Here is a 24,104-nt window from a genome sequence, read left to right on the forward strand (position 1 = left end):
CACTCAAAACTCATTGCGTAATGCCTGGTAGCCGCGCACCAGTTCGATGTTGGTGGCGGCCACCTCTTCAGAAAATTGCAGCGCGCCGCGATCGACCTGCGCGTAAAGCGACAGATCGCTGTCAGCGCCGACGCGTTCGGTTGACGGGATATACAGGTTTTCCGGCAGCGTCACACCGTCCACCACCGCGTTGTAGCGCACCACACAGCCGGAACCGATATGACAATTGAACAGCACGCTGTTGAAGCCGATAAACACCCGATCTTCAATGCGACACGGGCCATGGACGATGGCGCGATGGGCGATAGAGCTGAAGCGCCCGATGGTGACCGCCGCACCGCTTTTCGAGTGGATCACCACGCCGTCCTGAATATTGGAGTGGGAACCGATAATGATCGGCTCCAAGTCCCCGGCTGAATTCAGTTCATCCGCGCGGATCACCGCGTACGGCCCAACGTAGACAAAGTCTTCGACAATCACCCGGCCACAGATAATGGCGGTGGGATCGATATAGGCTTTCGGCGAGACCTGAGGCAGGTGGCCACTGGGGTTTTTACGCAGCATTTCCCGGTTCCTGCCAGCTCAATTCCGCCACGGCATTGTGGGCGTGCAGGCTTTCCTGATGCTCCACCCGCAACGAAAACGCGCGCTGATTGCACTGACTGCGTAACATCCGATACAGGCGGCGTGCGGCATCCTCACAAAACATCAGGTTCTGGCCGTTAGCCAGGGCAAATGCCTGCTCGTCCTGACGTTTCACCAACGTCTGTAGCGGTGTGCCCAACGCATGCTCGATGCGATCGATTAAATTGACCACCGGCAAGGCGACTTCGTCCTCATTCAGCGTGACCGTCACCCAGGCCCAACTGCGTTGGCTGTGCGGCGTGGCAGGCATACCCTGTTCGCCCAGCCAGTCAATCACCTGCTGTTGATCGACTTTCTCGGGTGACTGTTCGAAATCAAACTGAAATTGCTGCTGCGCCAGTTGACGGCTAAGCGCCGCCGAACTCGGACAGGTGGAGGAATAAGGCACACCAACCGTCAGGGACAGGGTCAGTTCGCTGGTCAGCATGGCGTCAATTTTCAGTGGATAAGCTTTCCAGCCACGCTGTGGCGACAACAACGCCGGGCGCGACAACAGCAGTTCGCCGCTGATACTGAGGTTGGCGCGGTCGCTGTTCTCCGGCTGCGACGCCAGAAAGGCCTGCAGTTGATCGCTAATACGCTGCGGCGTCAGTTCGCCCTGGGTTAATTCATCCAACGCCAGGTAGAGGCGCGACATATGTATCCCGCGCGCACCCTGGCGACTGGCTCGCAGATTGATCCCGGCATTGACCTTTGCCATCAGCGGCTTGCCTGCCAATTCCAGCGGCAGAGCGATCCCTTGCATCCCTACCCAATCGAGCCCAACCTCGCTCATTGCGCCCTGCCAGGCCTGCGCATCCGGCAGCGGTTGGCGTGGTGGAAGTGCAACCATGTTCATACATCCCCTTGCGATTATCAGTACATTGCCAGAGAACGGTAACATGATTTTGTTATGTTATAACATATCAATTGTAACTTTTTTGCCAATACGGGGGAATTGTTCAATCAAGTAGCAGAAAACTCAGCCATTTTGCTCAATGGATTGGGCTGTTCGCCAGAGTGCGATACACTAATGCTATTGCTTATTAACCCATGAAGCCTCTATGCGTGGTTTACCCCTTTGGATTTTGTCGTTGAGTTGCCTGGCGGGCACCGCCCTGGCCTCAACACCTCCTGCGCCCACAGCGGCTCCCCCGTTGCCGGACATCCGCCAGAGCGGCTTTGTCTACTGTGTCAGCGGCATACTGAACACCTTTAACCCGCAGATGGCCAGCAGCGGCCTGACAGTCGATACCCTGGCTGCACAGCTGTACGACCGCCTGCTGGATGTCGACCCCTATACCTACCGCCTGATCCCTGAGCTGGCGCAAAGTTGGGAAGTGCTGGATAACGGCGCAACCTACCGCTTCCATTTACGCAAGGACGTGCCTTTTCAGAGCACCGCCTGGTTCACACCAACCCGTAAACTGAACGCCGATGACGTGGTATTCAGCTTCGAGCGCGTATTTAACCAAAAGCACCCTTATCATGACGTCAACGGCGGCGAGTATCCGTACTTCGACAGCCTGCAGTTTGGCGACTCGGTGCAAAGCGTGAAAAAGCTCGACGACTACACGGTTGAGATCCGCCTGCAAGCGCCGGACGCCTCTTTCTTATGGCATATCGCGACCCATTATGCGCCGGTGCTGTCGGCGGAATACGCCGATGACCTGACCCGTGAAGGCCGCCAGGAGATGATCGACCGTGAACCGGTCGGCACCGGCCCCTTCCTGCTGAATGAATACCGCTCGGGGCAATATATTCGCCTGGCGCGCAACGACGTGTACTGGAAAGGCAAACCGCGCATGCCACAGGTGGTGATCGACCTGGGTGCCGGTGGCACCGGTCGGTTATCCAAGCTGCTGACCGGCGAGTGTGATGTGCTGGCCTACCCGGCCGCCAGCCAGCTTTCGATCCTGCGTGATGACCCGCGCCTGCGCCTGACGTTGCGTCCTGGGATGAATATCGCCTATCTGGCCTTCAACACCCGTAAACCACCGCTCAACGATTTGAAAGTCCGTCAGGCGATTTCGCTGGCGATCAACAACCAGCGTCTGATGCAGTCGATTTACTACGGCACCGCAGAAACGGCCGCCTCCATTTTGCCGCGCGCCTCCTGGGCGTACGACAATGATGCGCACGTCACCGAGTTTGATCCGGCCAAATCACGCGAAATGCTGAAACAGGCCGGCATTGAGTCACTGAACCTTCGTCTGTGGGTACCTACCGCGTCGCAATCCTACAACCCCAGTCCGTTGAAAACCGCCGAGCTGATCCAAGCCGATTTGGCCCAGGTAGGAATTAAAGTCACCATCGTGCCGGTCGAAGGCCGTTTCCAGGAAGCACGGCTGATGGAGATGAATCACGATCTGACCCTGACCGGGTGGGCCACCGACAGTAACGACCCTGACAGTTTCTTCCGTCCATTACTGAGCTGCGCGGCAATCCGCTCGCAAACCAACTATGCTCACTGGTGTGACCCGGGGTTCGACGAAGTGCTGCAAAATGCCCTGCTGTCACAGCAGTTGGCTCAGCGAATCGAAAACTATCAGAAGGCGCAGAAAATTCTCGAACAACAACTGCCGGTGTTGCCGCTGGCGTCTTCATTACGCCTGCAGGCCTATCGTTACGACATCAAAGGACTGGTACTGAGCCCGTTCGGCAATGCGTCATTTGCCGGCGTGTTCCGTGAATCTGCGGAGGGGCCGAAAAAGTGATTATCTTTACCTTACGTCGTTTCTTGCTGCTGCTGATTACCCTGTTCTTCCTGACGCTGGTCAGCTTTAGCCTGAGCTATTTCACACCGCACGCGCCGCTGAACGGTGCCGCCCTGCTGGACGCCTACCAGTTTTACTTTGTCAGTCTGTTGCACTGGGATTTTGGCGTCTCCAGCATTAACGGTCAGGCTATCAGTCAACAGTTGGCTGAAGTGTTCCCGGCAACCATGGAACTGTGCATTCTCGCTTTCACCCTGGCGCTGTTTATCGGCATTCCGCTGGGCATTATTGCCGGCGTGATGCGCGGTAAATGGCAAGATACGGCCATCAGCACCTTTGCGCTGCTCGGTTTTTCAATGCCGGTATTCTGGCTGGCGCTGCTGCTGATGCTGTTTTTCTCACTGCACCTCGGTTGGCTGCCGGTTTCCGGCCGTTTCGATTTGTTGTATCAGGTGAAGCCGATCACCGGTTTCGCCCTGATTGACGCCTGGTTATCTGATTCACCCTATCGCAGCGAAATGATCGGCAGTGCATTGCGCCACATGATTTTACCGATCGCCGCACTGGCGGTAGCACCGACCACCGAGGTGGTGCGTCTGATGCGCATCAGCACCGACGACGTGCTCAATCAGAATTACATTAAGGCCGCCGCGACCCGTGGGTTATCCCGTTTCACCATTATCCGCCGCCACGTATTGCATAATGCGTTGCCGCCGATCGTGCCCAAGCTGGGGCTACAGTTCTCTACCATGCTGACGCTGGCGATGATCACCGAAGTGGTGTTCAGTTGGCCGGGCCTGGGGCGCTGGATGATTAACGCCATCCGCCAGCAGGATTATGCGGCGATCTCCGCCGGTGTGATGGTGGTCGGCACGCTGGTAATCACCATTAACGTGCTGGCCGATATTTTGGGCGCTGCCACCAACCCACTGAAACATAAGGAATGGTATGCCCTTAGATAACGTATACCGCGAAAAGAAAATGCCGAGTCCGCTGCTCTACACCTGGCGGATTTTTTACGGTGATGCGCTGGCGATGATTGGCTTCTACGGCGTGATAGCGCTGCTGCTGCTTTCCCTGTTCGGCAGCCTGCTGGCGCCTTATGCGCTAGACCAACAGTTCCTGGGCTATCAACTGTTGCCGCCTTCCTGGTCGCGTTACGGCAACGTTTCCTTCTTCCTCGGCACTGACGACCTGGGCCGCGATATTCTCAGCCGTCTGCTGGCCGGTACGGCTTCCACCTACGGTGCCGCACTGCTGGTCACGGTGGCGGCCGCCATTGTCGGGGTGATCCTCGGGGTATTCGCCGGCGTGACCCGCGGTTTTCGTTCTGCGGTGCTCAATCATATTCTCGACACCCTGCTTTCTATCCCTTCGCTGCTGCTGGCGATTGTGGTGGTGGCGTTCCTCGGGCCCAAGCTCGAACACGCCATGCTGGCCGTCTGGCTGGCATTGTTGCCACGCATGGTGCGCACCATCTACAGCGCAGTGCACGACGAATTGGAAAAAGAGTATGTTGTCGCGGTGCGTCTGGACGGTGCCTCTACGCTGCAAATTTTGTGGTACGCCGTGATGCCAAATATTGTGGCGGTGCTGGTGACTGAATTTACCCGCGCGCTGTCGATGGCGATCCTGGATATTGCCGCCCTCGGCTTCCTTGACCTCGGCGCACAGTTACCCTCTCCGGAATGGGGAGCCATGCTCGGCGATTCGCTGGAGCTGGTGTATGTCGCCCCCTGGACGGTCATGCTGCCCGGTGCCGCGATCCTGATCAGCGTGCTGCTGGTTAACCTGTTGGGCGACGGTATGCGCCGCGCAATCAATACGGGGGTGGAATAATGCCATTACTTGATATCCGCAACCTGACGATTGAATTTATGACCGCCGAAGGGCCGGTCAAGGCGGTTGACCGCGTCAGCATGACGCTGAGCGAAGGTGAAGTACGCGGCCTTGTAGGGGAATCCGGCTCCGGCAAGAGTTTGATCGCCAAGGCTATCTGCGGCGTCACCAAAGACAACTGGCGCGTTACCGCGGACCGCTTCCGCTTTGACGATATCGATCTGCTGCAGTTAACCCCGCGTGAACGACGCAAACTGGTCGGGCATAACGTCTCGATGATTTTCCAGGAGCCACAGTCCTGTCTGGATCCCTCCGAAAGCATCGGCCGTCAGCTGGCGCAGGCGATCCCGGGTTGGACCTACAAAGGCCGTTGGTGGCAGCGTTTTAACTGGCGCAAACGCCGCGCCATTGAGTTGCTGCACCGGGTGGGCATCAAGGATCATAAAGACATTATGGGCAGCTTCCCTTATGAGCTGACCGACGGTGAGTGCCAGAAAGTGATGATCGCCATCGCCCTGGCCAATCAGCCGCGCCTGTTGATTGCCGATGAGCCGACCAATGCCATGGAGCCGACCACCCAGGCACAGATTTTCCGCCTGCTGGCACGCCTGAACCAAAACAACAACACCACCATTTTGCTGATCAGCCACGATTTGCAAATGATGAGCAAATGGGCGGATCGGGTCAACGTGCTGTACTGCGGCCAGACGGTGGAAAGTGCCCAGTGTGAAGACCTGCTGGCCGCACCGCACCATCCTTACACCCAGGCACTGATCCGCTCAATGCCGGACTTCGGCCGCGCACTGCCGCATAAAAGCCGGCTCAATACTCTGCCGGGGGCTATACCCTCACTGGAACATTTGCCGATCGGTTGCCGCCTGGGACCACGCTGCCCCTATGCACAGAAAAAATGTATTGAAACACCACGCCTGCGCCCGGTGAAAAACCACCTGTTCGCCTGCCACTTCCCGTTGAACATGGAGGAGCAATAACATGGAAACGCTGTTGGAAGTGCGCAATCTGAGCAAGACCTACCGCTACCGCACCGGGCTGTTTCGCCGTCAACACGTAGAAGCGGTGAAATCGGTCAGCTTTACGCTGCGTGAGCGGCAAACACTGGCCATCATCGGCGAGAACGGTTCCGGAAAGTCGACGCTGGCCAAGATGCTGTCCGGCATGGTGGAACCCTCATCCGGCGAACTGTTGATTGATGACCATCGGCTCGACTATGGCGATTATCGCTATCGTAGCCAGCGCATCCGCATGATATTTCAGGATCCGAGCACTTCGCTCAATCCGCGTCAGCGTATCGGCCAACTGCTGGATGCCCCGCTGCGGCTGAATACCGAAATGGCCGCCCCCGAGCGCGAACAGCATATCAACCAGACGCTGCGCCAGGTGGGGATGCTGCCGGACCACGCCAATTATTACCCGCACATGTTGGCTTCCGGTCAGAAACAGCGAGTGGCGCTGGCCCGAGCGCTAATCCTGCAGCCCAAGGTGATCGTTGCCGATGAGGCGCTGGCCTCGCTGGATATGTCGATGCGCTCGCAGATCATCAACCTGATGCTGGAGCTGCAGGAGAAACACGGCATCTCCTATATCTATGTAACTCAGCATCTGGGGATGATGAAACACATCAGCGATCAGGTGATGGTGATGCACGAAGGGGAAATCGTCGAACGCGGTAGCACCGCCGAAGTGTTGGCTTCCCCGCTGCATGAACTGACCAAACGGCTGATCGCCAGCCACTTCGGCGAAGCCCTGACCGCAGACGCCTGGCGGCGCGATGGCGGCAGATTCTGATCCTTCGGTCCTGAGATGCATGAGCCCCTCACCCCGACCCTCTCCCTCTGGAGAGGGTGACGTCCGCTTAAGCCATGCCGGACAGACTTGTTGATCTACCCGGCATGGCGCTTAGCCAAAATCCTCAAATACAAATTACAATTTTGTTATATCTCATTATATTTTATTCCATTCAGTTATTGATTAGCACTTAACATTATTTTATCTCGCCAATCGAATCGGTGAGGATATCCCCTACGTTGAGCTTATTAAACGACAGGATATCGCACTGATGACCAGCCCCCGTAATCGCCGACTCACGCAGTTCTTGCTCGCTTTAGCCGCAGGTTTCTCTGTTTATGGCCACGCACTGTGTTGCGATGGTCAGCGCTGATCCTGTCATTTCGTGCCCCTCTACGGGCATGTTGCCTTTTTATCTTGCCGCCGCTGCCTTACGCATCGGTGGCTGTTGCTCTTGATTAAGGATCCTCCCCTATGGAACTACTACGTCGACAACATAATGCCCAGTGGTATCACGAAACCCAAAGCAGCGTCCGGGGTGACCAACCGCTGGAGCCACAGGCCGCCGGCATCCGCGATCGCTTCCTGCTGGGGTTGGGAGCCTTTGCCGACGAAGCGTTGAACAGCGCATTGACTGCCCGCGGCGGGGTGTTTAACGCCTCGCTTGCCAGTTATCACGTGCTGTTCCCGGACCAGATCGAATTAACCCGCCTTGTGACATTGTCACCTTATGACCGTCTCAGCACCGCACTGACCGTCGCTCAGGTGACCGGGGTTCAGTCTCTTTGTAGTCACTACGCGGCCCGCCTCGCCCCGCTGTACAGCCCCGATGCCTCGCGTGAAAGCAATATCCGCCTGGCCCAAATCACCCAATATGCCCGCCAACTCGCCAGTCAGCCGACCTTGATTTGCCCTAAAGCCTTACAGCAGCTCAGCGATGTCGGGTTAAGCCCGGCAGATATCGTGGCGTTTTCACAAATTATCGGGTTTGTCAGCTATCAGGCACGGGTGGTCGCCGGTGTCGCGGCCTTAGCCGGGCGGCCCACCGGTGTGGTGCCCGGTTTTCCGAACATAGAGGATGCAAAAGGTGTGGAATTCACGCAGGAAGAACTGGCCTGGCAATCACGACTGCCGTCGGTGGTGCTGGAAGAGGCCCGCGCTGAACAGCTCGACGTGCTCGATCAGAGCCATCCCGATGCCCGCAGTGAGTCTTATTATCTGTTGCTGGCTCATGATGCTCCGGCACTGCGTGAGCGCAATGGCGTGTTTAACAGCATCAACGCCGAGGGTTATGGCCTATCGGCTCGATTGAAAGCGCTGGCGACGCTGGCGGTTTCCCGCATTAACGGCAGCCGCTACTGCGCATCCACCGTCGCACAGGATATTGAAGATGACTTATTGGTCAGTGCCCTGTTCGACAATGTTCATCACGGGCTGGAGAGTACCGATAATTCGGTTTCTCAGGCGGTGATCCGGGTGGTTGCAGACCTGACCCGCACGCCGGAAAAATTCACGCCACGCAGCGTGCAGCCATTGTTTAACAGTGGGCTGAATCAGGCGCAGGCGCTGGACGTGATCCTCACCGGGGCGCTTTATGCCTGGGAGAACCGTTTACGCCAAACCCTGGGGGACACACAGCGCCTCAGCGAAAGCCAGGCGGAATAAGTTACCGCAATAGCCAACCGCGCGCGGCATCAAAGAAGTGCTGCGCCAATGGTGATGCACGCCCCGGCTCGGCGGCCACCACGGCGGCATGGCGCGACATTGCCGCGATAGCGATCGGTCGGCGTTGCAGCTCTGGCATCATGGTCGGCAACAGGTTACCGTGCGGAAACACCCCGCATCCCAGTCCAACAAAAATGCCCTGCAGCAATTGGAATATTGAGGTAGTTTCCATGCGCACATGCAGCGTCAAACCGGCTTCACGGAAGTTTTGATCAAGGTAGCGGCGGAAGTAACGCGTCGGTTCCGCCAAACACAGCGGCAATGCGGCTACTTCCTCCAGCGTCAGTGGCGCATCCCCTGCCAATTCGGGGAAATGCTCGGGGTTGAACACCAGCTCAACACCGGCATCCGCCAGCGGTTGCGACTGGAAATGCAGTTCCTGCAGCGTGGAAAACTCAAAAAATCCGATGCCAATATCCACGGTATGTGCCGTCAGCGCCTCAAGTAACTGATCGGCGCTCAGTACCGACACCCGGTAATCCAACTGAGGAAAACGCTCACTGACCGCCTTTAACATTTGCGCCAGTGAAATGCTGCACTGAGGAACGGCGCCGATGCGCAGCGTGCCGTTAAGGCCGTGCTTAAGCGACTCCACCTCCAGCTTCAGTCCCTGATAAACCGAGACAATCTCACGCGCCCACGACAGCACCCGCTCGCCTTCGGCGGTAAAGCCTTCGAAATTGTTACCGCGGTTGATCAACGAAACGCCCAACTCTTTTTCCAGGTTTTTCAGCCGCATGGATAACGTCGGCTGGCTGACGAAGCTGGCCTCGGCCGCCCGACCAAAGTGGCGCTCACGTTCGAGATTACACAGGTAGATCAGTTGCTTAATATCCATAAAACGGCTCAATAAGTCATGACTGGCCTGAGTATATCATCGCCGCAGGATTTCGGGCGCAGCGCCCTGCGCCCGGAGGGTCAGATTTTCAGCTTCACATAGTCCATCAGGCGCGAGAACATTCCGCCCTGATTGACCGGCTGCAACGCCACCAGCGGTAAGGTTTTCAGTACCTTGCCGTTATCGCTGATACGAATTTCACCGATCGCTTGCCCCTGTGCCAACGGCGCATCAAGACGCGGCGCATTGATCACATATTGCGCCTTCAATTTGGCCGCCTCGCTTTTCGGCAGGCTGAAGTATTGATCCTGCACACTGCCTACCGCGACTTCATGGCGGTCGCCGTACCACACTTTTTCCTGACCCAGACTTTGCCCGGCATTGAACAGATGCACGGTGGCGAAATCACGCAGGCCCCAGGTCAGCAGTTTACGCGCCTGTTCTTCACGGCCTTTCGAGCTTTTTCCACCCATCACCACCGCAATCAGCCGGCGGTCACCTTCGGTGGCAGAGGCAATAATGTTAAAACCGGCCGATTCGGTATGCCCGGTTTTCAGGCCGTCCACCCGCAGGTTTTTGTCCCACAACAGCCCATTGCGGTTCTGCTGGGTGATGCCGTTCCAGGTCAGCGATTTCTCGCTGTACATATGGTATTCCGCCGGCTCACTCATGATGATGGCACGTGCAATCACCGCCAGATCGCCCGCCGTGGTGAATTGCCCCGGCGCATCCAGGCCGTGGACGGTTTCAAAATGGGTATTTTGCAGACCCAACTGGGCGCTCTTTTCATTCATCAGCTTGACGAAGGCAGCCTGACTCCCTGCCACGTAATCCGCCATGGCGACACAGGCGTCGTTACCGGAATCGATGATAATGCCACGGCTGAGATCGCGAACCGTGACCCTGTCACCTGGCTTCAGGAACATCAACGATGAACCCTTGAACACTGGGTTGCCCTGCGCCCAGGCATCTTTACCCACTGTCACTACGTCATCCAGGCCAATCTTGTGCTGATCGAGCGCATGGTCGATCACCAACCCGGTCATCAGTTTGGTCAGGCTGGCCGGATTGCGACGCTGATCTGCATTGGCCTGCGCCAGCACCTGGCCGGTGGTGTAATCCATTAATACGTAAGAGGCGGCGTCTATCGCCGGCGGGGTATTAAGGGGAAAACTCTGGGGTGCATCTGCCGCCTGTACCGCCAACGGCAGCAAAACCCCGGTGATAACCACCAATACTGAACGCTTCAATCGCTGTTCCTCAGGCCCTGTGGGCAAAATAAAATACCAATATAATCCGTGGCATAGACTGCATTAATTGTGAGGAAAGCGGAATCATTACTCTTTTTCAGCAGATGTCATTATGCAACGATTTGTATGCTGCGGCCGACGGCGCGATAAACCGGCTCTATGCCGCCATAGCCCGATTCGATTAGACGCTGTCGCCGCCCCCTCCTAAACTTGTGACATAAATACTGAAAACGCTTAAAAAAGCGTTCACTTTTTAGCTACAACCACCTGCGAAGACCAATATGAAATTCAAACCGTCAATAAAGCCCTATACCGGCGCGGCGGGCGGCTGGGGTTCTCTCGAAGCCACCACCCGCTATGTGCTCGACAGCAAACAGACGCTGAAAAACCTGCGTAACCTGATGCGCGTGAATAAAGCCCGCGGCTTCGACTGCCCAGGCTGTGCCTGGGGCGATGATAATCACAGCACTTTCAGTTTCTGTGAAAACGGCGCCAAGGCGGTCAGTTGGGAAGCCACCCGTAATGCGGTGGAACCGGAATTTTTTGCCGCCCACAGCGTCAGCACCCTGCAGCAGCAAAGTGATTACTTCCTGGAATATCAGGGCCGCCTCACCCACCCGATGCGCTATAACGCCGAGACTGACCATTATCAGCCGATCGATTGGCCAGACGCGCTGGCGTTGATCGCCCAGCATATCCACCAGATGGACAACCCCAACCAAATCGAGCTGTATACCTCGGGACGCGCCAGCAACGAAGCGTCCTATCTGTATCAACTGTTTGGCCGTATGCTCGGCACCAGTAATTTCCCCGACTGTTCCAACATGTGTCATGAGGCCAGCGGTGTCGGCCTGAAACAAAGCATCGGTGTGGGTAAAGGCACCATCCGTATGGATGACTTTGAAAAGGCCGACGCCATCTTCGTGTTTGGTCAGAACCCCGGCACCAACCACCCACGCATGTTGCACAGTTTGAAAAATGCGGCCAGTCGTGGCGCACGTATCGTCAGCTTTAATACCCTGCGCGAGCGCGGCCTTGAGCGCTTTGCCGATCCGCAAAGTCCGATTCAAATGCTGACCCCCAAGTCGTCACCGATCAGTTCGGCCTATTTCCAACCCAACCTCGGCGGGGATATGGCAGCGGTACGCGGCATGGTGAAAGCGCTGCTGGAAGGCCATCGTCAGCGTCTGGCGGCCGGTGAAGCTGGTCTGTTTGACCTGGCCTTTATTGAGCAATACAGCGTCGGCGTGGAAAGCTATCTGGCGCAGGTAGATGCCACCGCCTGGGAGCAAATCACCCAGCAGTCCGGTCTCAGTGAAGCGCAGTTGCGCCAGGCAGCGGCCATTTATCAGGGGGCTGAGCGCGTAATCTGTACCTGGGCGATGGGCATCACCCAGCATAAACACTCAGTACCGACGGTGCGTGAGATCACCAACCTGCAACTGCTGTTCGGCCAGTTGGGTAAGCCGGGCGCCGGCCTGTGCCCGGTTCGCGGCCACAGTAATGTGCAAGGCAACCGCACCATGGGTATTGATGAGAAGTCACCCAAGGCGCTGCTCGACAGCCTGGAACAGCATTTTAACTTCTCGCCGCGACGTGAGCCGGGCCATAACACGGTAGAGGCGATTGAAGCGATGCTGCGTGGCGAAGTGAAGGTATTGCTGGCGCTGGGTGGCAATCTGGCCGCTGCCGCACCGGACACCGAACGCACCGCCCGCGCCCTGCGCTGCTGTGACCTGACGGTACATATCAGTACCAAACTTAACCGCAGCCATCTGGTTACCGGCAAGGACGCCCTGATCCTGCCGACCCTCGGCCGAACCGAACAGGATCTGCAGGCCAGCGGCCCGCAGTACATCACGGTGGAAGACTCGTTCAGCATGGTGCATGCATCTGAAGGCGTCGGAAAACCCCTGGCGGATACCCAGCGCTCGGAAACCGCCATTGTCTGCGGTATTGCCGATGCGGTACTGGGCAACCAACAGCTCGACTGGCTGGAATTGGCAGATGACTATTCGTTGATCCGTAATCACATCGCCGCCACCATTCCCGGCTTCGAGGATTTCAACCGTCGTTGTGATCAACCGGGTGGTTTCTATCTGGGTAACGCCGCCGCTGAACTGCGCTTCGCGACACCCAGCGGCAAAGCGGAATTTGGCGCAGCCCCGTTACCGGACAGCCTGTTCCCGCAGTTGGACGGTCGCCAGGCCCCCTTCACGCTGCAGACCTTGCGCTCGCACGATCAGTACAACACCACCATCTACGGGCTGGATGACCGCTATCGCGGCGTCTATGGCCAGCGAGAAGTACTGTTTATTCACCCGGAAGATCTGGCGGCTCTGGGTATGCAGGACGGCGAACTGGTGGAGATCGAAACCCTGTGGAATGACGGCATCACTCGCAAGGTGAGCGGTTTCAAACTGGTGAGCTACGATATCCCGCGCGGCAATCTGGCGGCCTATTACCCCGAAACCAACCCGCTGGTGCCGCTGGCCAGTTTTGGTGACGGCACCGGCACGCCGACCTCCAAGTCGATACCGGTAGAGATCCGCCGTTGTGTCGCGCAACCGACACGGCGTATCGCCTGACCCGCAGCGCCCGGTTTACGCCGGGCGCGCTAATATATCGATCGCTGTCTGTGCCGGTTTTCTCTCCGATGACTTTTGACTGCTGGATATTCCCTAAAATCACGCGCTAACGCGGTAAAACCGTGACGTTAGGCTTGCTCGCAGCAGGTGATTCGCGTAAAACTGTCAGCCGCAAATCTTGCCACTCACAACCCATTCACTGGACGATATGTTTCAAGATAACCCGCTGCTGGCGCAGCTTAAACAGCAACTTCACTCTCAGACCCCGCGCGTTGAAGGCGTAGTAAAAGGGACTGAGAAAGGCTTTGGCTTTCTTGAAGTAGACGGTCAAAAAAGTTATTTCATTCCGCCACCGTACATGAAGAAAGTCATGCACGGCGATCGGGTGAGCGCGACCCTGCACACCGAGAAAGAACGCGAAATCGCCGAGCCGGAAACCCTGATCGAGCCATTTCTGTCGCGCTTTGTCGGCCGTGTGCAAAAGCGCGATGACCGCTTGTCCATCGTGCCCGATCATCCTTTGCTGAAAGACGCGATCCCATGTCGTCCAGCGCGTGATCTGAAGCATAACTTCCAGGCTGGTGACTGGGCAGTTGCCCAGATGTGCCGCCACCCGCTGAAGGGCGATCGTGGTTTTAACGCCGATCTGACCCATTTCATTACCGAAGGTGAAGATCACCTGGCACCGTGGTGGGTAACTCTGGCCCGTCACAATCTGGAAAAAGAAGCCCCGGAAATGATCGCTACCCGCGAGCCGGACGCTTCGCTGCCGCGTGAAGATCTGACTGCGCTGAACTTTGTCACCATCGACAGTGCCAGCACCGAAGACATGGACGATGCGCTGTTCGTGCAGGACAACGGTGACGGCTCACTGCAGTTGACCATCGCCATTGCCGATCCGACCGCTTACGTCGAGCAAGGTAGCCCATTGGATGAAATCGCCCGCAAGCGCGCCTTCACCAACTACCTGCCGGGCTTCAACATCCCGATGTTGCCCCGTGACCTGTCAGAAAACCTGTGTTCACTGCGCCCGAACCAACGCCGTCCGGTGCTGGCCTGCCGCGTGACCGTCGGTGCCGACGGCGCATTGGCTAACGACATTCACTTCTTCGCCGCCGAGATCGAGTCAAAAGCCAAACTGGTTTATGACGAAGTGTCCGACTGGCTGGAAGGCATTGCCGGCTGGCAACCGCCGAGTGACGACATTGCGCAGCAAATCACCCTGCTCAAGCGCGTGTGCGATGTGCGTAACGCCTGGCGCCACCAGCACGCTCTGGTGTTCAAGGATCGCCCTGACTACCGCTTTGTGCTGGGCGAAAAAGGCGAAGTGCTGGAGATCGTCACCGAGCAGCGCCGCAGCGCCAACCGCATCGTTGAAGAGTGCATGATTGCTTCTAACGTTTGCGCCGCTATCGTGCTGCGCGACCGTCTGGGCTTCGGCATTTACAACGTGCATACCGGTTTCGATCCGCTGCTGGTCGAGCAGGCGGTTACCGTGCTGCAGGCTAACGGCGTAGAAGCCGAAGCCGAGAAACTGCTGACGCTGGACGGGTTCTGTGAACTGCGTCGTCACCTGGATTCACAGCCGACCCAGTTCCTCGACAGCCGCATCCGTCGTTCCCAGACCTATGCCGAGATCAGCACCACACCGGGCCCGCATTTCGGCCTGGGGCTGGAAGCCTATGCCACCTGGACTTCACCGATCCGTAAATACGGCGATATGGTTAACCACCGCCTGCTGAAAGCCATTATTACCGGGCAGTCCGCTGAGAAGCCGCAGGATGAAGTGACCGTCCAGTTGGCCGAACGCCGTCGTCTGAACCGCATGGCGGAGCGCGACGTGGGTGACTGGCTGTACGCTCGCTACCTGAAAGATAAAGCCGGCACCGATGAGCGCTTCAATGCGGAAATCATCGACGTCACCCGCGGCGGCCTGCGTGTGCGCCTGCTGGACAACGGTGCTGTAGCCTTTATCCCGGCGCCGTTTATTCACGCGGTACGTGATGAAATGGTCTGCAGCCAGGATACCGGCACGGTGCAGATCAAAGGCGAAGTCGTCTATCGTCAGGGCGACAGCCTGCAGGTCACCATCGCCGAAGTGCGTATGGAAACCCGCAGCGTGATCGCCAGACCGGCGGCCTAACCCCGCGAGAGTCATCTCACGTCAGACAAACACCGGACGGGTCAACCTCCGGTGTTTTTTTTCGCCTGCTGATGACCGCAACAATCTCATCACATTGTTTTTACGCCATTACTTAACCAGCATCACATTTCTCATCCGACCTGCTGTTCTTCACGCGCAAAACTCCTACTTTTAATGGGTATCCATTATCCATAACAACATCGCTTTCTTTATTTCTGCACACCAAGGAGTCGTTGAAGATGAAGAACGTCAAGTCCGGGATCATCTGGCTGGTGGTGGCGTTGGTGGGCGCATTTGCCTTCGCCATGCTGGCCCTTAGCCGTGGCGAACATGTCAACGCGGTTTGGCTGGTGGTGGCGGCGATTGCCTGCTACAGCATCGCTTACCGCTTCTATAGCCTGTTCATCGCCAAAAAAGTATTTGAGCTCGACGATCGCCGCATGACGCCGGCGGAGCGTCGCAATGACGGGCTGGATTATGTTCCTACCAACAAGTGGGTGCTGTTTGGTCACCACTTTGCCGCTATCGCCGGAGCCGGGCCGCTGGTTGGCCCGATCCTGGCGGCGCAAATGGGCTTTCTGCCCGGCACCATCTGGATCCTGGTCGGGGTGATGCTGGCCGGTGCGGTGCAGGACTTCCTGATCCTGTTCATTTCCACCCGCCGCGACGGTCGCTCGTTGGGTGAAATGGCCAAGCAGGAACTGGGGGCCTTTGCCGGGGTGATCACCATGCTGGGCGCACTGGGGGTGATGATTATCATTCTTTCCGCGCTGGCACTGGTGGTGGTAAAAGCCCTGGCCGACAGCCCATGGGGATTGTTCACCATCGCCGCCACCATTCCTATCGCGCTGTTTATGGGCGTGTATATGCGTTTCATCCGTCCAGGTAAAATCGCTGAAATCTCGGTGGTGGGCTTCGCCCTGATGCTGCTGGCGATCATTTATGGCGGCAATGTGGCGCAAGATCCCTACTGGGGCCCCTTCTTCACGCTGCACGGCACCACGCTGACCTGGGTGCTGGTGGTCTATGGCTTCGTTGCCTCGGTGCTGCCGGTATGGCTGCTACTGGCGCCGCGTGACTATCTGTCCACCTTTATGAAGATTGGCGTCATTATCGGGCTGGCGGTCGGTATCGTCTTCGCCATGCCAGAGATGAAAATGCCGGCGGTATCGCGCTTTATCGACGGCAGTGGCCCGGTATTCGCCGGTTCGCTGTTCCCGTTCCTGTTTATCACCATCGCCTGCGGCTCGATTTCGGGCTTCCATGCACTGGTATCCAGTGGCACTACGCCGAAGCTGGTGGAACGTGAAAGCCATATCCGCTTTATCGGCTACGGTGCCATGCTGATGGAATCCTTCGTGGCGATCATGGCCCTGATCTGCGCCTCGGTCATCGATCCGGGCGTTTACTTCGCCATGAACTCACCGGCGGCGCTGATCGGCACCACGGTGGAGAATGCCTCGCAGGTGATCAACGGTTGGGGCTTTATGATCACCCCGGAAACCCTGACGATGATTGCCAAAGACGTCGGGGAGCATTCGATTCTGTCACGTGCCGGTGGCGCACCAACCTTTGCGGTGGGTATGGCGCACATCATTACCGAGGTGTTCAACAGCCGTGCGATGATGGCGTTCTGGTACCACTTCGCCATTCTGTTTGAAGCCCTGTTTATTCTGACCGCCGTCGATGCCGGGACCCGCGCCTGTCGCTTTATGGTGCAGGATTTGGTCGGCGTGGCGATCCCAAGGCTGGCCAATAACCGTTCGTGGTTCGGTAATCTGGCGGGCACCACGGTAGCCGTCGCCGGTTGGGGCTTCTTTGTGTATCAGGGGGTGGTCGATCCGCTCGGCGGTATCAACACCCTGTGGCCGCTGTTTGGTATCGGCAACCAGATGCTGGCGTCGATGGCGCTGATCCTCGGTACCGTGGTGCTGTTCAAAATGAAAAAACAGCGCTATGCCTGGGTGACCATCCTGCCGACCGTCTGGTTGTTTATTACCTCAATGACCGCCGGCTGGCAGAAAATCTTCCATGAGAAACCGAGTATCGGCTTCCTGGCGCAGGCGAAGAAATTCTCTAACGGTATTGAGCAAGGTACGTTGATCGCCCCTGCCAAAACATTGAAGGATATGGAAACCATCGTTTTCAGCAACCAGATTAACGCCGCGCTCTGTGCTTTCTTTATGCTGGTGGCGGTCACCATGCTGGTCTCCGCCTTCTTTGTGATCCGTCGTGCGCTGAACGCCAGCCAGCCAACGGTGAAAGAGTCGCCGATCGTCCTGCGTGAGAATGGCTAACTCCGACTGGTGATAACCAGGGCGCTTCCGCGCCCTCAGACAACTTAAAAGTCCGTTATTAGGGAGAGCGTGCCGAAGGGGTCGTAGCAGCTTTAGCTGCCGACCAACTTGCTGGGAGCAAGTTGGAACGACTTCCAGTCGGCCCGCAGGGTGGGACACAAGGATGTGTCCCATAATTGCCCCTCGGTGCGCTAGGCCCGAGTATCTCAGGCTAAAAGACGACTTTTCAGTTCAGCAAGTTAGTCCCAAACGCCCCCTGCCAATCCTGCTCGAACTTTTCTACCGCCGCCTGAACCGCCGGGGCTGCAAGGAACTGCTCAGCCACGTCGACCGGCAAGGTGATGGCCTGACAGCCCGCCAGCAAGCATGCCAACGCCTGACGCGGCGTTTTAAAACTGGCGGCCAACACCCGGGCTCCCGGCGCATGCAGCGTCAGCAACTGCTGCAATTCATGCACCATTTCGATGCCATCGCCGCCCTGCGCGTCCAAACGGTTAACGTAAGGCGCTACGTACTCCGCCCCGGCCAGCGCCGCCAACAACCCCTGACCCGCGCCATAGACCGCCGTCCCCAAAGTAGGGATCGACATCGCCTTCAGTTTTTTAATCGCGGCCAGCCCTTCTGCGGTCGCCGGCACCTTCACCACCAGCCCCGGCACCCGCTGATGAAGCAACGCCGCTTCGGCCACCATGCGCTCGGCATCGTTGGCCATCACCTGAGCAAACAGCTTGCCGGTGCCCCCCAGCGCATCACGCAGCGCCGGTAACACCTCCCAAATGGGCTTTCCTTCTTTGGCAACAATGCTTGGATTGGTGGTCACACCGTGCAACGGCAGGATGCGCGCCAGGCGTTTTACTGCGTTCACATCAGCGGTATCGAGATAAAGCTCCATTACGGACTCCTGAATCTTCTGTGGGCGAATTCAAACTCTCATCATAGTAGGACATGCAATGCGTTTATATTTGATCGAAATCAAATCAACTTTCATTCGAAACAACTTTAATGACATCAGTAAAGCAACTGAATGACAGGTGACTCGTGATCTTCAATCTGCAGCGCTATTCCACCCATGATGGCCCCGGCATTCGCAGCGTGGTGTTCCTGAAGGGCTGCTCACTCGGCTGCCTCTGGTGCCAGAACCCGGAAAGCCGCGCGCGACAGGCCGATCTGCTGTTCGACCCTCGCCTGTGTCTGAGCGGCTGCACGCTGTGTGGAGACGACCACTCGCCGGCAATCCGACGCACAGACGACAAGCTGGTGATCCAACGCGATTTGCTCAGCCACGAAGATTATGCCGCATTGGCCGCCCGTTGCCCAACCTGCGCACTCAGCCTGTGCGGTAACGCAGTCAATATCGACGATATCATGGCCGAGGTACTGCGCGACCGGCCCTTTTATTTACGTAGCGGTGGGGGCCTGACGCTGTCCGGCGGTGAACCCTTTATGCAACCGAGCGTGGCGGCAGAGCTGCTGCGTCGCGGTCGTGAAGCCGGTATTCATACCGCGGTAGAGTCCTGCCTGCATACCCCGTGGTCGCACATCACCCCTTCACTGCCCTGGCTTGACCTGATGCTGGCAGATTTGAAACACGTCGATGAACGACGTTTCAAACAGTGGACCGGCGGATCCGCCAAACGGGTGATGGATAACTTCCGCCGACTGGCCGCCCAGGGCACCCCAACTACCGTACGCGTCCCGCTGATCCCAGGGTTTAACGCCGATCGCCACTCTGTCCGCGCGATTGTCGATTTCGCTGCCGATGAAGCCGGTGCCAAAGAGATCCATTTCCTGCCGTATCACACGCTGGGCATCAATAAATATCATCTGCTTGGCGAACCTTATCACGCTGCCCGTACCCCACTGGATGCGCCCGAATTGCTGGCCTATGCCGAGCAGTACGCCGAAGCCAAAGGGCTGACCGCCATTTTGCGAGGATAACATCATGACCACGCTGGACCTGACCACCCTGACCGCACGTACCCTGGCCCACAAGAACGCACTGATCCATATCGTCAAACCGCCGGTTTGCACCGAACGCGCACAGCATTATACCGAGGCCTATCAGCAGCATCTGGACAAACCCTTGCCGGTGCGCCGGGCACTGGCGTTGGCCAACCATCTGGCCAAACGCACGCTGCGCATTGACAACGATGAGCTGATTATCGGCAACCAGGCCAGCGAATTACGCGCCGCGCCGATCTTCCCGGAATATACCGTCGGTTGGATCGAAGATGAGATAGACCAGTTGGCCGACCGTCCGGGTGCCGGTTTCTCCGTCAGCGAGGAGAACAAGGTAGTTCTGCACCGGATATGCCCATGGTGGCGAGGTCAAACGGTACAGGACCGCTGCTACGGCATGTTCACCGATGAACAAAAAGCCCTGCTGGCCACCGGCATCATCAAGGCCGAAGGTAATATGACCTCGGGGGATGCGCACCTGGCGGTGAATTTCCCACTGCTGCTGGAAAAAGGCCTCGACGGGCTGCGTGACAAAGTGGATGAGCGCCGCAGCCGCATTCGGCTCACCGACTGGCAAGAGCTGCAGCAGGAGCAATTCCTGAAGGCCATCGACCTGACGCTGGAAGCACTGAGCGAACATGTCCTGCGCTTTGCCCGGTTGGCCCGCAGCATGGCCCAGGCGGAAAGCCGTCACTGGCGCAGTAAGGAGTTGCTGGCCATCGCAGAAAACTGCGAGCTGATCGCCCACCGTCCGCCACAGACTTTTTGGCAGGCTCTGCAACTGTGTTACTTCATTCAGTTGACGCTACAAATTGAATCCAATGGGCATTCAGTGTCCTTTGGCCGTCTCAACCAATATCTCTATCCCTGGTATCGCCGTGATGTCGAGCTGGAGCAGACTTTGCCGCGCGAACGCGCGATTGAAATGCTGCACAGCTGCTGGCTGAAACTGCTGGAGATCAACAAGATCCGTTCCGGCTCACACTCCAAAGCCTCGGCAGGCAGCCCGCTGTATCAGAACGTGACTATCGGTGGGCAGCAACTGCTCGACGGCAAGCCGTGCGATGCGGTTAACCCCCTGTCCTATACCATTTTGGAATCTTGTGGTCGCCTGCGCTCTACCCAACCCAACCTCAGCGTGCGCTACCACGCCGGGATGAGCAGCGATTTTCTCGACGCCTGTGTGCAGGTGATCCGCTGCGGGTTTGGCATGCCGGCCTTCAACAACGACGAAATCGTCATTCCCGAGTTTATCAAGCTGGGGGTGGAACCGCAGGATGCTTATGACTATGCGGCAATCGGCTGCATCGAGACCGCTGTGGGGGGCAAGTGGGGCTACCGCTGCACCGGTATGAGCTTTATCAACTTTGCCCGCGTGCTGCTCGCCGCGTTGGAACAGGGGCGCGATGCCACTTCCGGCCAGATCTTCCTGCCGCAGGACCTGGCGCTGTCACAGGGCAACTTCAGTCATTTCGACCAGGTGTTGGCGGCCTGGGACAGCCAGATCCGCTATTACACCCGTAAGTCGATTGAAATTGAGTGCGTGGTCGATAGCGTGCTGGAAGAAAATGCGCACGACATTCTGTGCTCAGCACTGGTGGACGACTGTATCGAGCGCGGTAAAAGCATTAAGCAAGGTGGGGCAAAATACGACTGGGTTTCGGGCCTGCAGGTCGGTATCGCCAACCTGGGCAACAGCCTGGCGGCAGTCCGCAAATTGGTGTTCGAACAGGGGGTGATCGGTCAGCAGCAGTTAGCGGCTGCGCTGGCCAATGACTTTGACGGGCTGAGCGGCGAGCAGTTACGCCAGCGGCTGCTCAACGCCGCGCCAAAATACGGCAACGACGTGGATGAAGTTGACCAACTGCTGGTGCGGGCTTATCAGACCTACATTGATGAACTCAGGCAGTACCACAACACCCGTTTTGGTCGTGGCCCGATCGGCGGCACTTACTACGCCGGTACCTCGTCCATTTCGGCTAACGTCCCCTTTGGGGCCGCCACCCTGGCAACGCCGGACGGCCGCAAAGCACATACGCCACTGGCGGAAGGTGCCAGTCCGGCTTCCGGGACCGATCACCTGGGGCCTACCGCCGTGTTCAACTCGCTGTCCAAGTTGCCTACCGCGTCGATCCTCGGTGGCGTACTGCTGAACCAGAAGCTGAACCCGACCACGCTGGAGAACCCGGCCGATCGCGAAAAGCTGATGTTGATGTTGCGTACCTTCTTTGAGGCCTACCAAGGCTGGCATGTGCAGTACAACATCGTGTCGCGGGAAACCCTGCTGAAAGCGAAGCAACATCCTGACCAATATCGTGATTTAGTGGTTCGCGTTGCTGGATATTCCGCTTTCTTTACCGCATTATCCCCTGACGCGCAGGATGATATTATTACGCGAACAGAACATACTATTTAAACAATAAATATTAGCGGCCGCACCTTGGTGGCCGCACATCAGGTTGATATGAATTCAAGACAACAGACAATATTGCAATTGGTTAACGACCGCCGGCGCATCAGCGTCAGCGATTTGGCTGCCGCCACCGGCGTTTCAGAGGTGACAATCCGCCAGGATTTGAACCTGCTGGAGAAACGCAGCTATCTGAAGCGGGTACACGGCTCCGCGCTGGCGCTGGAAAGTGACGACGTCGATGCGCGCATGATGTCCAACTTCACCCTCAAGCAAAAGCTGGCGCAGTATGCCGCTTCGCTGGTTAACGACGATGAAACCATCTTTATCGAAAGTGGTAGCGCCAACGCGTTGCTGGCTCGCTACATTGCCGAGCGCAAGCGCATCACGTTGATCACCGTCAGCCACTACATCGCCAACCTGCTGAAAGAGACCGACTGCGAGGTGATCGTGCTGGGGGGCATGTATCAGAAAAAGAGTGAAACCGTGGTCGGCCCCTTAACGCGCCAGTGCATTCAGCAGGTTCATTTCAGCAAGGCGTTTATCGGCATTGACGGCTACCATGCGGACACCGGCTTCACCGGCCGCGATATGATGCGCGCCGACGTGGTTAATGCCGTGCTGGCGAAGGGCGTGGAAAATATTGTCCTGACAGACTCATCCAAATTTGGTCAAATCCAGCCCAATCCGCTGACTCAGCAGGGAAAAGTGCATCGGGTAATCACCGATTCGCGGCTGTCACTGGAATATCAACACCAGTTGAAACGCCAGGGAATACAGTTGGATATAGTGAACGACTAGGCGTCAGGCAAGAATATGAACGGCCGTCGATTGGCGGCCGTTCTGAAGATCACTGGCCGTAATAGGCATTTTTACCGTGCTTACGCAGGTAATGTTTATCCAGCAGCGTTTGCTGCATATTCGCCAACCCCGGCGTCAGTTGGTTTGAAAAAATCCCCATATAGGCAATCTCTTCCAACACCACCGCATTATGCACCGCGTTTTCCGCATCCTTCCCCCAGGTAAAAGGACCGTGCGAATGCACCAATACCGCAGGGACCGCGGCAGGATCCAACTGGCGTTCAGCAAAGGTTTCGACAATCACCCTGCCGGTTTCCCATTCATAGCGGCCGTTAATTTCCTCATTCCGCATCTGTCGGGTACAGGGGATATCACCATAAAAATAATCGGCGTGGGTGGTGCCCCAGGCAGGAATATCCAACCCCGCCTGCGCCCAGATAGTGGCATGGCGTGAATGGGTATGAACAATGCCCCCGGCGGCGCCAAACTCAAGGTAAAGTACGCGGTGGGTATCACTGTCCGATGACGGTTTTTTACCTCCCTCCACGACCTTGCCGCTTTCCAGCTCCACCACCACCATGTCATCACGGGTCATCACCTCGTATTCCACCCCCGAAGGCTTGATCACCATCAGCCCTTCGCGGCGATCGACGGCGCTGACGTTACCCCAGGTAAAAGTCACCAGATGATGCCGTGGCAGGGCCAGGTTGGCCTCTAATACCTGCTGTTTGAGTTCGTTAAGCATGTGTCTGTCCCGGTTAAACCTGTTGGGAATATTGTCGGCAGACCGGCTGTTAGAGGGTATGGCGTAAATCGCTAAAGACCGCGTAGCCTTCTGCTGGAAACCGAGAACTGTGTGAGGTGAGACAATTGCCTGTAAAAGGCGGAGAAATGGACTTTAAGACTATTTACCTGTTTATCGTCAGACAGAGGCTTATAGTGGATATTGGCAGAGAGAGCGCTTCAGGCTTTTCAATTGTTCTGCCTTTAACAAAAAATGCCATTTTTTATATCGATACGCTTTGGGAGCTAATAGCAGGCCGAATTTAGGGTTCATGCCTATACTTATAGGGCACTCCCATAAGCCAATGCTAAGGAGAAGTCATT

At 57.1% G+C, this 24,104-nt stretch carries 18 protein-coding genes; 12 read left to right on the top strand and 6 right to left on the bottom strand.

Annotated elements, in window-relative coordinates:
- Nucleotides 1-3: 3 nt before the first annotated feature.
- Together NHG65_RS14190 and folE2 are read right to left on the bottom strand one after the other, a co-directional pair.
- The gene (locus NHG65_RS14190; RefSeq protein ID WP_207976552.1) at nucleotides 4-564 is read right to left on the bottom strand and encodes an LbetaH domain-containing protein; all 561 of its coding nucleotides are present in this window, start codon (nucleotides 562-564) and stop codon (nucleotides 4-6) included.
- The gene (gene folE2 / locus NHG65_RS14195) at nucleotides 554-1,483 is read right to left on the bottom strand and encodes a GTP cyclohydrolase FolE2 (protein ID WP_207976550.1); all 930 of its coding nucleotides are present in this window, start codon (nucleotides 1,481-1,483) and stop codon (nucleotides 554-556) included. The genes NHG65_RS14190 and folE2 overlap by 11 nt, the downstream gene beginning before the upstream one ends.
- A 205-nt stretch (nucleotides 1,484-1,688) precedes the next feature.
- On the opposite strand from folE2, the gene sapA reads away from it, so the two are divergent.
- The 6 genes from sapA (at nucleotide 1,689) to NHG65_RS14225 (ending at nucleotide 8,651) form a co-directional block, all read left to right on the top strand.
- Nucleotides 1,689-3,341 (top strand): ABC transporter substrate-binding protein SapA, encoded by a 1,653-nt coding sequence (sapA, locus tag NHG65_RS14200; RefSeq protein ID WP_129934523.1) that lies wholly within the window; start codon nucleotides 1,689-1,691, stop codon nucleotides 3,339-3,341.
- Nucleotides 3,338-4,303: a putrescine export ABC transporter permease SapB gene (gene sapB, locus NHG65_RS14205; RefSeq protein ID WP_099062886.1), complete on the top strand. Its 966-nt coding sequence runs from the start codon at nucleotides 3,338-3,340 to the stop codon at nucleotides 4,301-4,303. Before sapA ends, sapB begins: the two co-directional genes overlap by 4 nt.
- Nucleotides 4,290-5,180 (top strand): putrescine export ABC transporter permease SapC, encoded by an 891-nt coding sequence (sapC, locus tag NHG65_RS14210; RefSeq protein WP_099062885.1) that lies wholly within the window; start codon nucleotides 4,290-4,292, stop codon nucleotides 5,178-5,180. The genes sapB and sapC overlap by 14 nt, the downstream gene beginning before the upstream one ends.
- Nucleotides 5,180-6,172, top strand: a complete 993-nt coding sequence (sapD, locus tag NHG65_RS14215) for a putrescine export ABC transporter ATP-binding protein SapD (protein WP_012145360.1) — start codon at nucleotides 5,180-5,182, stop codon at nucleotides 6,170-6,172. Before sapC ends, sapD begins: the two co-directional genes overlap by 1 nt.
- A gap of 1 nt (nucleotide 6,173) precedes the next feature.
- Nucleotides 6,174-6,986: a putrescine export ABC transporter ATP-binding protein SapF gene (sapF, locus tag NHG65_RS14220; RefSeq protein WP_012145361.1), complete on the top strand. Its 813-nt coding sequence runs from the start codon at nucleotides 6,174-6,176 to the stop codon at nucleotides 6,984-6,986.
- Nucleotides 6,987-7,460: 474 nt separating this feature from the next.
- Entirely contained in the window at nucleotides 7,461-8,651 is a 1,191-nt protein-coding gene (locus tag NHG65_RS14225) for a CMD domain-containing protein (protein ID WP_207976548.1), read from the top strand.
- Between the two features lies 1 nt (nucleotide 8,652).
- Here the strand turns inward: NHG65_RS14225 and NHG65_RS14230 are convergent, their stop codons facing one another.
- A complete protein-coding gene (locus tag NHG65_RS14230) occupies nucleotides 8,653-9,549 on the bottom strand; it encodes a LysR family transcriptional regulator (RefSeq protein WP_207976546.1) in 897 nt (298 codons plus the stop codon).
- A gap of 80 nt (nucleotides 9,550-9,629) precedes the next feature.
- The gene (dacD, locus tag NHG65_RS14235) at nucleotides 9,630-10,799 is read right to left on the bottom strand and encodes a serine-type D-Ala-D-Ala carboxypeptidase DacD (protein WP_099062881.1); all 1,170 of its coding nucleotides are present in this window, start codon (nucleotides 10,797-10,799) and stop codon (nucleotides 9,630-9,632) included.
- Nucleotides 10,800-11,080: 281 nt separating this feature from the next.
- On the opposite strand from dacD, the gene NHG65_RS14240 reads away from it, so the two are divergent.
- From NHG65_RS14240 to NHG65_RS14250, 3 genes are all read left to right on the top strand, one after another.
- A complete protein-coding gene (locus NHG65_RS14240) occupies nucleotides 11,081-13,387 on the top strand; it encodes an FdhF/YdeP family oxidoreductase (protein ID WP_099062880.1) in 2,307 nt (768 codons plus the stop codon).
- Between the two features lie 208 nt (nucleotides 13,388-13,595).
- Complete coding sequence (locus tag NHG65_RS14245) at nucleotides 13,596-15,530, top strand: exoribonuclease II (protein ID WP_099062879.1); 1,935 nt, start codon at nucleotides 13,596-13,598, stop codon at nucleotides 15,528-15,530.
- Nucleotides 15,531-15,769: 239 nt separating this feature from the next.
- On the top strand, nucleotides 15,770-17,827 hold the full coding sequence (locus NHG65_RS14250) for a carbon starvation CstA family protein (protein WP_099062878.1): 2,058 nt from the start codon (nucleotides 15,770-15,772) through the stop codon (nucleotides 17,825-17,827).
- A 226-nt stretch (nucleotides 17,828-18,053) separates the two neighbouring features.
- Here the strand turns inward: NHG65_RS14250 and fsa are convergent, their stop codons facing one another.
- The gene (gene fsa / locus NHG65_RS14255; protein WP_085117024.1) at nucleotides 18,054-18,719 is read right to left on the bottom strand and encodes a fructose-6-phosphate aldolase; all 666 of its coding nucleotides are present in this window, start codon (nucleotides 18,717-18,719) and stop codon (nucleotides 18,054-18,056) included.
- Nucleotides 18,720-18,865: 146 nt separating this feature from the next.
- On the opposite strand from fsa, the gene NHG65_RS14260 reads away from it, so the two are divergent.
- Genes NHG65_RS14260 through NHG65_RS14270 form a run of 3 tightly spaced genes read left to right on the top strand, consistent with a single transcriptional unit; the run spans nucleotide 18,866 to nucleotide 22,997 of the window.
- Entirely contained in the window at nucleotides 18,866-19,765 is a 900-nt protein-coding gene (locus tag NHG65_RS14260; protein ID WP_099062877.1) for a glycyl-radical enzyme activating protein, read from the top strand.
- Between the two features lie 4 nt (nucleotides 19,766-19,769).
- On the top strand, nucleotides 19,770-22,202 hold the full coding sequence (locus tag NHG65_RS14265) for a formate C-acetyltransferase/glycerol dehydratase family glycyl radical enzyme (RefSeq protein ID WP_499182326.1): 2,433 nt from the start codon (nucleotides 19,770-19,772) through the stop codon (nucleotides 22,200-22,202).
- A 48-nt stretch (nucleotides 22,203-22,250) separates the two neighbouring features.
- Entirely contained in the window at nucleotides 22,251-22,997 is a 747-nt protein-coding gene (locus tag NHG65_RS14270; protein WP_099062875.1) for a DeoR/GlpR family DNA-binding transcription regulator, read from the top strand.
- 49 nt (nucleotides 22,998-23,046) lie between these two features.
- Here NHG65_RS14270 and araD read toward each other — a convergent pair whose 3' ends face one another.
- The gene (gene araD, locus NHG65_RS14275) at nucleotides 23,047-23,742 is read right to left on the bottom strand and encodes an L-ribulose-5-phosphate 4-epimerase (RefSeq protein WP_099062874.1); all 696 of its coding nucleotides are present in this window, start codon (nucleotides 23,740-23,742) and stop codon (nucleotides 23,047-23,049) included.
- Nucleotides 23,743-24,104: the final 362 nt, after the last annotated feature.

It is taken from the genome of Serratia myotis (assembly GCF_027474885.1).
Lineage (GTDB): Bacteria > Pseudomonadota > Gammaproteobacteria > Enterobacterales > Enterobacteriaceae > Serratia > Serratia proteamaculans.